This is a genomic window from Paraglaciecola marina (assembly GCF_004360155.1).
In the GTDB taxonomy this organism is placed as follows: Bacteria; Pseudomonadota; Gammaproteobacteria; order Enterobacterales; family Alteromonadaceae; genus Paraglaciecola; species Paraglaciecola marina.
In genome coordinates this window covers 73,043-84,460 of sequence record NZ_ML178724.1, presented here as the reverse complement: position 1 = coordinate 84,460, position 11,418 = coordinate 73,043, and the positions used below count along the sequence as shown (strand labels likewise).

Genomic DNA, 11,418 nt, shown 5'->3' with positions numbered 1-11,418 from the left:
AAAGATGGTAAAACGGTTTTAGATTGGGCTTCAGAGAATGGCCTAGCGACTTCTCCAATCGTTGCTGTATTAAACGATCGCATCTAACTAAAACTTAAAAGTTTGTTGCTTCTTGAACTCCCAGTTCAACATGGAGAGTAACTTACTTTTACTGATGTAAGTTACTTTGAAAGCGACCTCATATGAGGTCGTTTTTTCTGTTTGAGAGGAAATCTATTGCTACTTAACTTCAGTTTAGAAGTTAGATTAAAAAATTTAGATGGATTAAATTGATTATTGTGTTGGGTTTGTTTATTTTTATGAAATCGTTTCCATTTAACTAAATAAACTTAAAGGCTTTGACTTGCGGATAATCAATCTAAATAAAAAAACTTTCGTAGCAAAAACTACCATACTTATCTCTCTTTTATTGGCTCTCACTGGTTGTTCTGACTCAGATAGTGGAGCTCCGTCTGAACAAGTTGTTCCTCAGCTAGCCCCCAACATTAGTGCTATCAAGGTTGATCCTAACAACTGGCCAAAATCTGATTCACCCATTAAGCGCAGTGCTGAGCAAGAAGCGAAAATTGCTGCACTACTTGAAAAAATGACTTTAGAAGAAAAAGTAGGGCAAGTTATTCAAGCGGATATTGCATCTGTTACTCCAGAACAGGTTACCCATTATCATTTAGGATCGATACTGAACGGTGGAAATAGTGCGCCTAATGGGAATAATCACGCAAGCCCTGAAGAATGGCTGAAGTTAGCTGATGAATTTTGGTTGGCCTCTACTGATGCATCTGATGGTGGTGTTGCTATTCCAGCTTTGTGGGGTATTGATGCAGTACACGGCAATAATAATGTCTTAGGAGCGACAATTTTTCCCCATAACATAGGCTTAGGGGCTACAAATGATTTAGATTTGATGCGAAATATCGGTTCTATTACCGCTAAAGAAATATTAGTAGTAGGCATCGATTGGACGTTTGCCCCTACGCTTGCTGTGGTTCAAAACGATAAGTGGGGCCGCACCTACGAAAGTTATTCAGAAAATCCAGAAGTTGTCGCTAAATATTCAGGTCCTTTGGTGGAAGGTATTCAAGGGGTGCCTAATACCGATAGCTTTTTGGGTGATGGCCATTTGTTGGCAAATGCTAAGCATTTTCTAGGTGATGGTTCCACTAAGGATGGTAAAGATCAGGGCGATACCTATGTAAGCGAAGCGGTAATGCGTGATATACATGGGGCAGGGTATCCACCTGCTATCGAGCATGGCGCTCAAGTTGTTATGGCATCGTTTAATAGTTGGCATGGTAGAAAAATGCATGGTAGCCGTCAAATGCTGAACGATATTTTAGTGGATAGATTAGGTTTTGATGGCTTTGTAGTGGGTGATTGGAATGGTCATGGGCAAGTTGCTGGATGTAGCAATGTGTCTTGTCCTCAGGCCATGAATGCTGGTTTAGACATGTTTATGGCGCCTGATAGTTGGGAGCAGTTGTACCACAATACCTTAAAGCAAGTTAAGTCTGGTGAAATTAGCCAAGCACGACTTGATGAAGCTGTGTCTAGAATTTTACGGGTAAAATTCAGAGCGGGTTTATTTACAGCCGGCCTTCCGTCAAAGCGCCCATATGCTGGTAAGTACGAATTGTTAGGGGCAGCTGAGCATAGAGCGGTAGCTCGTGATGCGGTGCGAAAATCTTTAGTTTTGTTGAAAAACAACGATAATATTCTGCCATTAAGCCCTAAGAGTAAAGTGTTAGTTACGGGGGCTGGCGCTGACAATATTGGCCAACAATCAGGTGGTTGGACGTTAACTTGGCAGGGTACGGGTAATAAAAACTCTGATTTTCCTAATGCTGATTCGATTTACGCAGGTATTGAAGATGTAGTACAAAGTGCCGGCGGTGTTGCTACCTTAAGTGAAAATGGTAGTTTTGATGAAAAGCCGGATGTGGCGATTGTTGTCTTTGGCGAACAGCCATATGCAGAGTTTCAAGGGGATGTGACTGATTTAGATTACAAACCCACTGAAGACTTAGCACTATTGAAATCTTATAAAGCCCAAGGGATCCCAACCGTCGCGGTATTTTTATCTGGTCGTGCTATGTGGGTAAATCCGGAGCTTAATGCATCCGATGCGTTCGTTGCAGCATGGTTGCCAGGTACTGAAGGGGCTGGTATTGCAGATTTATTATTTACCGATGCTCAAGGAAATACCCAATATGATTTCACTGGGCGTTTGTCTTTCTCATGGCCTAAGGATCCCCTTGATGCAGAGCTTAATATTGGTAATGCTGAATATGATCCTCTTTTTGCTTATGGTTATGGTTTATCCATTAATGACAGTCAAAATCTAGAGCTATTAAATGAAGAGATTGACCCTTCTTTAAGTACAGTAAACGATAGTCACTTCTTATTTGCAGGCGATCCTGTGCAACCCTGGCGTTTGGTGTTGAATGATGCTGGTGGTAATACTCAAGTGAGTTCAAACCATCAAATCAGCTCACAATCAACAGTTGAAATTCAAGCAAAAGACTTTAAAGCACAAGAAGATATAGTCCAGGTTAACTGGACTGGCCAAGGTAATGTTTCGATTCAAGGTAACCCTGTTGACCTCAGTAAAAAAGCGTCTGGTGGTATGGCCATTGAGTTTGATTATAATGTCTTGGTGCATACAGCTGCTGAGGTGAATTTATCCCTAGGCTGTGGTCTTGAATGTGCCAAAGAGTTTGATATTACTGAGGCTCTAAAAAGTAAGACAATGTCTGAATGGCACACAGCTAAAATGGATATCAGTTGTTTTATAGCTGACGAGTCTAAGTTAAACGAAGTAAACGTACCTTTCTTGCTTAGTTCAGATGCTGGGTTATCTATACAATTAAGTGCAATTAATATAGTTGAAGGTACGCCAGGCAGTACTTGTACTCTGTAACTAAATAACGTGCTCTTCTTGGTTTTAATGTTTAAAGCCAAGAAGAGTTTTTTCAATGCTACATCTGCACTTTCTATTAAACAAACTCATCAGTTTGAATACTGCACAACTAGCTACAAATAAAATACAATAGAGCTCTACAGCCCTAGCCATGGTTAGTAAAATTGTTACTATGATGGCGTTTTAATTTCAATTTTTAGGAAAGCTCTTTGTTAAACCTGTCATTCAGTCTGTCTAGTATAAAATTCACTCAGTATCTTTATCCTTATACGTTTTATCAAGTTTTTGTTACTACCTCTGTATTCTTCAGTTACCAAGATAGGGTGAGTGCACAAGCATTAATTACGGAAGAACTTTCAGGTACTCGGAACTGGTACATTTTGATTGGCATTATGTTGTTAATTACAGTCATTACTATGTTACTGATGCAAACAATTAGAAACAGACGGTTAGCTCGTAAACTCGAGAAGTTAGCAACAATCGATGACTTAACAGGTTTAATGAATAGGAGGCAAATTTTAGAATGTGTTGAGACACAGTTAACTGAAACTAAAGCTCGTGGTGAAAGTTTGTCTCTGGCGCTAGTGGACATTGATTGGTTTAAACAAATTAATGATAAGTTTGGTTATTTCACTGGGGACAAAGTACTTAAATTGTTTTCAGAGCTGTGTGTTGAAAACCTCTCTGAAGAGTTTTTATTAGGGCGGATTGGTGAAGAAGAGTTTTTAATAATAATGCCCGATACTCATAGAAATAAAGCCTATTTAGCATTAGAACATTTACGCAGAGCCATGAGAGAGGTTAGTGAAAAGGTCAATATGCCAGATTTAGATGTGACCCTTTCAGCAGGTATCTGCGAATATAAGGAAAGCGACACCTCAGATATTATGTTGCAATTAGCCAGCACTGCCTTGTACCGAGCCAAAGAGAACAGTAGAAATATTGTGGTAGTGTGTGATCGTTCAGATGAATCAGGCTTGTAATGTCTGAAATTTTAGATGGGTTTGTGCTAACAGCGAACACATTTGATAGAGAGGGTAAAACCTATTTAGACTTTTGGTTTTTGACAAAAGCGGGCCCCGTTAGAGCAACTACACCTCCTCAACAAGCCTTATTTTTTGTGCTTCAGGCAGATAAAACAGAAATATGTGAGATATTTTACGCCAGCGGTATTAAGTATAGTTATAAGTCCTTAGAGATATCTACCTTTAAACATCAGCAGGTTGGAGGTGTGTACTTTGATACTTTATCCACCTTTTTCCAGGCTAGAAAGCTACTTAAACACCATCAGCTATCTCATTTTGAAGCTGATATAAGACTAACCGACAGGTTTTTAATGGAGCGTTTTGTATACGGCAGCGCAAAATTTATTGGACACTTACATACTTCAGATATCAACAAGGCTGCTAGTACTGCTTTAACTGATATAAATTGTAAGCCCGGTGAATTTGTCCCTAAATTTAAGGTTTTATCTTTAGATATAGAGTGCAGTGAAAGAGGACATTTGTTTTCGATTGGTTTAGCGAGTGACAATTTCCAATCCGTGTTGATGATAGGAGAGCCAGAGTCCGCACCAGAATGGATTACTTGGGTTGCAGATGAAAAACAGCTATTGCTAAAACTTGTAGAGCAGCTTAATCATTTTGACCCAGATTTAATCATAGGTTGGAATATAGTCAATTTTGATTTCAGGTTACTACTGCAGCGTGCAGAGGTGTGTGGGGTAGTATTAAATATAGGTCGTGACGGACAGAGTGTTTCATGGCGAGATGCTCGTAATGATAGTTATAAAGGTTTTGTGACAATTGCTGGGCGATTAGTAATAGATGGAATTGAAGCCCTAAAAACAGCGACTTATCAATTTGATAGTTTTAGTCTTGAAAGTGTTGCTCAAGAGTTGTTAGGTCGAGGCAAAAAGACTGAAGATGTTGATAATCGCCTTGCTCATATTGAGCATGATTTTCTACACAATAAACCTAAACTGGCTGAATATAACCTTGAAGATTGTCGGCTTGTTTTAGATATATTTGAAAAAACTAAAGTACTGGACTTTTTAGTGCTTCGAAGTCAGCTCACAGGACTTGAATTAGACCGAATGGGGGGCTCGGTTGCCGCCTTCGTAAATTTGTATCTGCCCAAATTACACAGAGCTGGCTATATCGCTCCTAATCGCCCAGTAGATGGTGGTCTCGCAAGCCCTGGTGGTTATGTGATGAATTCAAAACCTGGTTTATATGAGCACGTGTTGGTTTTGGATTTTAAAAGCTTGTATCCCTCTATTATCCGTACATTTAAAATAGATCCCTTGGGGTTAGTTGAAGGCTTAAAGTCTCCAGAAGATGCAGTAGAAGGATATCGCGGTGGCAAATTCAGTCGAGATAAACATTTTTTACCTCATATAATCGAGTCTTTGTGGAAACAAAGAGATGAAGCTAAAAAGAATTATGATGCACCTCGTAGTCAGGCTATCAAAATATTAATGAATTCTTTTTATGGTGTTCTAGGCTCAGGTGGGTGCCCATTTTACGATACCCGGTTAGCAAGCTCTATCACGCTTCGAGGTCATGACATTATGCAAACAACTGCAAAATGGATTACAGAGGCTGGGTATCAAGTTATTTATGGTGACACAGATTCAACATTTGTTTGGTTAGACGGAGAGTTTACGACTGAAGAAGCGAAAAATGTGGGTCAATCTTTAGCGAAAATGATTAATGAAAATTGGTCAACCGTTTTAAAAGAGGAGTTTGCTTTAGAGTGTGAATTAGAAATTGAATTTGAAACCCACTTTAAAGATTTTTTAATGCCTACTATTCGCGGTTCTGAGTTAGGCAGTAAAAAACGCTATGCAGGTGTCAAAACGGGTCAGAAAGGTGATGAGTTAGTGTTTAAAGGGTTAGAAACCGTGCGCTCAGACTGGACGCCTTTGGCTAAACAGTTCCAGTTAACTTTATATAAAATGGTGTTTGCTAAAGAAAATGTACATCAATACTTACAAGATGTAGTGCAAGGGACCCGTGAAGGGAAATATGACGAATTACTGGTATATCGTAAACGTATTCGTCGAAAGTTAGTTCAGTACGTAAAAAATGTGCCACCCCATGTCAAAGCAGCAAGAATAGCCGATGAAAAAAATACTAGTTTGGGAAAACCCCTGAAGTATCAAAACAAAGGTTGGATTAGCTATTTAATAACCATAAATGGACCCGAGCCCATTGAGTATCAAATTAGTACCATTGACTATGAACATTATATTGAAAAACAAATTAGGCCTATAGCAGAGGGTATTTTGCCATTTATAGGCGTCTCGTTTGAAGAGATAACAGGTCAGCAACTTGGGTTGTTCTGAGTAGCACTTGATACAAAAAAGGGCACCATTTACATCAAATGGCACCCTCACTAATAATTATTGGTAACTGCTATACAGTCTACTTTTGGGTAGACAACCAAACTACTAAGTCAACCATGTCATCTTGAGTTAGGTTTCTATCTTTATTGAAAACGGCTTGGTATTTACCATTAATAATGAAATTTGGCACGCTGCTAACGTGTTTGCGGTATTGGTTTATATTTTTGTTATTCATTTGCACTAGGCTGTTTACACCGAAGCTAGATGCCATTTTATCGAAATCTGCTGGCTCAACGCCATTAACAACAAATATATTTTTTATATCGTTTAGGCTAGTAATTTTAGAGCGTTGCACATGTACATATTTAAAAATGGCTCCGTTTAATTGCTCTTCTTTTTTCAAAGCTCTCGCGACCATCATGCCACGTGTCGCTTCATCCTGAATTTTAGGAGAAGTAAAGCCCATGAAGTTAACGTGCACTTTTTTGAAATCTACATCGTCAGCTAATTTATTTTTCATGCTTTTAACTAGTGGTTCAAAGCTAAAACAGTGGGGGCACCAAAAAGAGAAAAATTCCATTACTTGTTTTTTTTCAGTCGCTTTCTCAGCAATAACGTTGTAGTGAACGCCTTCTTGCCATTTTGCTTGGGCTGCAGCGTTAAGGGGGATAAACAAGATTAAACTAAGTACTAATAATATTCTTTTCATAATATTCCACTAAAAATTTTAAAACTAGCCGCAGGTTAGCATAGCTGTATAAAAAATCCGATAGGACTTTGTAAGGCAATGTGATTATTTTTTCTTGTTAAAGCATAAAAAAGGCCGCTATAAAGCGGCCTAATCAATCGTTTTTTAGAACTTAGAAAACATAGTTTACTGCAAATCTAACAAGAGTAGCGTCATTGTCTTCATTTAAGTCGTCAGTGTACTTTGATACGTCAGCCTTAAGCGCGATATTAGTATCATAGTCATATCTTAGACCTAGAGTTATGTTTTTTAAATCATCATCTAACAAAGTCTGAATGCCATAAAGTGAAGCCTGTAGATCAGCTGACGGTAGTGCACTGATTTGCTCAGTAAACTTAAAGTCATCGTCGCTTTCTTTTACTTCATAAGTGATAGATGGTGTAAATTTACCCATTCTTAAACCAGCAGTCACATAATAAGCAATATCTTCTCTTAGAAAAGCATCTGGTGTATCAACACTAGTTATTTCACCGCTAATAAACCAATCGAACATATCTACTTCAGCACCTAAACCAATAAAGTAGCCACGGTCATCTTCTGACACATATAAGTCATAAAAATCAGCTGGCAATATTGTTTCGAGAGTCGCGAAAGTATCTTCTAAAGCATATAGGTTTAAAGTTGTGTTTGATGTACCCCAAACACCTCTTAATTTTAGCCATTCATAAGTTAGCTCGGCACTTGCCACAACAACGTCATTCCCTTCGACGCTGTAGTCCTCAGTTGTGTTTTCATAAGTACCGTAAGCTAACTGTAGGTTATACTCCCAATCACCAGCATAGTTACTATAATCAAATCGTAAACCATCTAGGTTATTGAAAGGGACGTCATAAGCTGCTTGTGGTGCGTTTATCCAGTGATATGAGTACCCAACATCCAATGATGCTGAATAACGAAATAAAGGTAAGCGTAAACGACCCGCACTAATACTTAAATTATCAGTGGCAGCATAGGTCATATAGGCCCATTCAAAGCTAGGAGAGTAGTCGTCTTCACCTCTTGCTACAATTTGGCCTGTCGCTGTCATTTTTTCATTGATATCACCGCTTATTTGGATTGCAAATAAGCTTTCTTCAGAGAAACTTAAATCTTCGCCATAACCATATGGTGAACCTTCTGTGTTACTGATGCCGCCAATTAAGTTGGCAAAACCGTTAATTCTGACTTCTGCATTAGCAGCGAATGTCGTGGCAGTTAGGGCTGCAATAGTTAGTAATTTTTTCATGAATTTGTCCTCAATTAGTTTAACGAAACGGCTTTAACTGCACCAGTTACAGAAGCGCTATCTATGTATCCGATAGCATTTGGGTTTTCGGCAACAATGGCGATAACCGCTGCATCATTGTCTAGCTCTTTTGGCGGTATGCCTTTTCCGGTAAAAACTAATTTTGACCAATAAGCTGCTACTTGGGTCGTACTGCGTCCTAATGTGTCTGAATCAAAAGACTCTCTAGCTGCAGATGATGGTACTTGGTTTACTGGTAACACTTCTTTACCATCAGAAAACTTCTTTTCTTTACCAAGATAAATTCTTTGAACTGCTTTTTTACTAAAAGAGGCGTCATTGCTTGGGTGGACTATAACCACTACTTCAGCAAATGAAGTGAATGAAATAGCACAACCTATGGCTATTCCAGTGAGTGTTTTTGAAAAGGTCTTTATGTTCATTTAATACTCTCATGTGTCATTTAATTAAAAATACTCATCAGCTTATTATTGTTTTTAGAGGGCCGACTTGATGTGGCTATTATCCAGTAAAAATTAGCTTGCTATAGGGCTTTTAAAGTATGCTTTAATATACCATCGTATCTATGGTAGGTTTATAGTAAGTAGCTGTTTTACTTGGACTATTATGTAAGGTAGTCGTAAATGTTTAACATTGCAAAACTTAATAAGTGCTTTTTATTATACTTTAGTCGTGTAGGTTTTCTAAAGTTCGAGAGCGGGTTCTTGTAGGGCAGAAAATTGCTCCTTTAGGGCGAGTATTTGTTGTTCCCAATATCGACCTTCTGCAAACCAAGGGAAAGCTTGGGGGAAAGCTGGGTCATTCCAACGCTTGCTGAGCCAAGCCATATAATGAATCATTCGCATTGCACGTAAAGGTTCTATTAATGTTAGCTGGGAACGATCAAAATCACAAAACTCTTCGTATGCTTCAACAAGCGTGTCTAACTGAATAAATTGTTGTTGCTTGTTACCAGACAACATCATCCATAAATCTTGAATCGCTGGTCCTGAACGACAGTCATCTAAATCAACAAAAGTGGGGCCGTCTCTCCATAAAATATTACCTGCATGACAATCACCATGAAGTCGAATGTGGGTGCTATCATTATAACGCTTTTTAGTCAGCTCAATGACCTGTTCTAATATGGTAAAGAATGGATGATGCAAATCTGCAGGGATTAAGGTGCTTTGTGTCAATTCATTAGCTGGAATTAAAAGGTGCGACTCTATGTTAATAGAAGGCCTGTGTTTAAAGCTCGAGCTTTGGGAAATGCCATGCATTCGCCCAATAAAGCGTCCCATCCATTCTAATTGTTCTAGATTATCGGCTTCAAATTGACGGCCACCTGCAGAGGGGAAAACCGCAAAAAAATAGCCATGATACATGTGCAGGCTTTGTCCTGAGATTGTCAAAGGCGCCACAATGGGAACTTCGTGCGCGGCTAATTCAGCTGCAAAGTCATGTTCTTCTTGAATTTGTAATTGGTTCCAGCGCTGTGGACGATAAAACTTCACCACATAGCGTTTTTTATCTTCGGCTAAAAATTGGTACACCCTATTTTCATAACTGTTTAAGGCAAGTAACCCCGATTCTACACGTATGCCAGTGGACTCAATGGCGTCTAAAATTAGGTCTGGGGTTAGCCCTGAAAAGTCAAATGTGGTCATAAGTCTGGGTACAAAAATTTGCTGATTTCTTCAGCATGAATGACTTCTTCTGAGCTGATGGCAGCATCTACCTCAAAATGAAATTCAGTGACTGTCTTTTCAAGATAATTAGGATTAATAGCGATACTGATAGGTAAGTTAAATAGCTCGCCCCCTGCCACTGTTGCTTCTGGCGTGCCTATTAAAGTGTGTTTGGGCAGTCCAGATACTGATACTGTGTATTTCTGTGGATTTTGAGACTTGTTGAGAATTTTTATTGTAAATATATTCTCAATCATACCGTTTCCTGTTTCTCTGTAGAGAGGAGTGCGATCTTTAATTATATCTATTTCCAGAGGTGAGCGGGTGGCAATTTCAAACACTAATAAACCAGACATTAACAGTAGAACAACAGCATAGCCAATTAGCTTAGGACGGAAAATTTTAGTGACACCACCAGCCAGTTCAGTTTCAGAAGTGAAGCTTATTAAGCCTTTAGGGTAATTCATTTTTTCCATAACGCCATTACATGCATCTACACAAGCGCCGCAGTTGATGCATTCGTATTGCAGACCGTTACGAATGTCGATCCCAGTCGGGCAAACCTGTACACATAAATTGCAATCTATACAGTCTCCTAAGCCTTTATCTTGGTTTTGTTCGCGGGTCGCTTTACGACCCCGAGGCCCTCTTGATTCTCCTCTTGTCGTATTATAACCGACGGTAAAGGTATCTTTATCGAACATGGCTGATTGAAAACGTGCATAGGGGCATATGTGAGTACACATGATTTCACGCATCCAACCTGCATTGCCATAGGTACATAAAGTGAAAAACAATACGCAAGCTGTGGCCCAAAAACTGCTGGAAAATGTGAAAAAATCAATGAACAGCTGGTCTATTGGAGTGAAATAACCAACGAAAATTAACGAGGTTAATAATGCTACTGTTATCCAAGCAAAGTGTTTTAGAGTCTTGCGCCAAAACTTGTCAAAATCCCAAGCTCTTTGATCAAGTTTCATTCGTTTATTGCGGCTACCTTCTATGGCCTCCTCAAACCAAATATAAATAAATGTCCATGTGGTTTGTGGGCACATAAAACCACACCATACTCTACCTGCAAATGCAGTGACAAAAAATAAAGCAAAGGCAGCGACAATTAATATCCAAGCCAGTAATGTTAAATCTTGAGGCCATAAGGTGAGACCGAAAATATTGAACCTTTGAGCGCCAATGTCTAGCAAAATAGCTTGGTGTCCCTGATACTGAATCCAAGGGAAAATAGCAAAAATACCTAAAAAGAATAATCCAAAAAAGCGTCGAACATTCTCTAACGCCCCTTTAACCGCTCTTACATATATGTGGCTACGGGGGGTATAACTATTGTCATGTTTGTTTTTATCAGGTTGATGAACTTTTACTGGTGAGATATCTTTAACGGGAATTCGCTCACTCATTTGTGGATCCTTAGAAAATAGAAAAGCAAAAGCACTGAGGCAATTTTCAGATCAAGTATACCAGTATCTAATT

At 39.0% G+C, this 11,418-nt stretch carries 8 protein-coding genes and 1 pseudogene; 4 read left to right on the top strand and 5 right to left on the bottom strand.

Annotated features, from left to right (window positions below):
* The 4 genes and pseudogenes from EOK74_RS21320 to EOK74_RS04535 all read left to right on the top strand — a co-directional run.
* Positions 1–87, top strand: a pseudogene (locus EOK74_RS21320) (DUF3718 domain-containing protein); the annotation flags it as partial.
* Between the two features lie 256 nt (positions 88–343).
* Positions 344–2,917 carry a glycoside hydrolase family 3 protein gene (locus EOK74_RS04545; RefSeq protein WP_239024013.1) on the top strand — a complete coding sequence of 858 codons (2,574 nt, stop codon included), beginning with the start codon at positions 344–346 and terminating at the stop codon, positions 2,915–2,917.
* A 209-nt stretch (positions 2,918–3,126) separates the two neighbouring features.
* Positions 3,127–3,900 (top strand): GGDEF domain-containing protein, encoded by a 774-nt coding sequence (locus EOK74_RS04540; RefSeq protein WP_133468729.1) that lies wholly within the window; start codon positions 3,127–3,129, stop codon positions 3,898–3,900.
* Entirely contained in the window at positions 3,900–6,266 is a 2,367-nt protein-coding gene (locus tag EOK74_RS04535) for a DNA polymerase II (RefSeq protein ID WP_133468728.1), read from the top strand. Before EOK74_RS04540 ends, EOK74_RS04535 begins: the two co-directional genes overlap by 1 nt.
* Positions 6,267–6,345: 79 nt before the next feature.
* Here the strand turns inward: EOK74_RS04535 and EOK74_RS04530 are convergent, their stop codons facing one another.
* The 5 genes from EOK74_RS04530 to ccoG form a co-directional block, all read right to left on the bottom strand.
* Positions 6,346–6,975 carry a thiol:disulfide interchange protein DsbA/DsbL gene (locus tag EOK74_RS04530; protein ID WP_133468727.1) on the bottom strand — a complete coding sequence of 210 codons (630 nt, stop codon included), beginning with the start codon at positions 6,973–6,975 and terminating at the stop codon, positions 6,346–6,348.
* A 151-nt stretch (positions 6,976–7,126) separates the two neighbouring features.
* Complete coding sequence (locus tag EOK74_RS04525) at positions 7,127–8,239, bottom strand: porin (RefSeq protein ID WP_133468726.1); 1,113 nt, start codon at positions 8,237–8,239, stop codon at positions 7,127–7,129.
* A 14-nt stretch (positions 8,240–8,253) separates the two neighbouring features.
* Entirely contained in the window at positions 8,254–8,682 is a 429-nt protein-coding gene (locus EOK74_RS04520; protein ID WP_205964514.1) for a type 2 periplasmic-binding domain-containing protein, read from the bottom strand.
* Between the two features lie 261 nt (positions 8,683–8,943).
* The gene (locus EOK74_RS04515; RefSeq protein WP_133468725.1) at positions 8,944–9,909 is read right to left on the bottom strand and encodes a serine/threonine protein kinase; all 966 of its coding nucleotides are present in this window, start codon (positions 9,907–9,909) and stop codon (positions 8,944–8,946) included.
* Positions 9,906–11,345, bottom strand: a complete 1,440-nt coding sequence (ccoG, locus tag EOK74_RS04510) for a cytochrome c oxidase accessory protein CcoG (protein WP_133468724.1) — start codon at positions 11,343–11,345, stop codon at positions 9,906–9,908. The genes EOK74_RS04515 and ccoG overlap by 4 nt, the downstream gene beginning before the upstream one ends.
* Positions 11,346–11,418 lie beyond the last annotated feature (73 nt).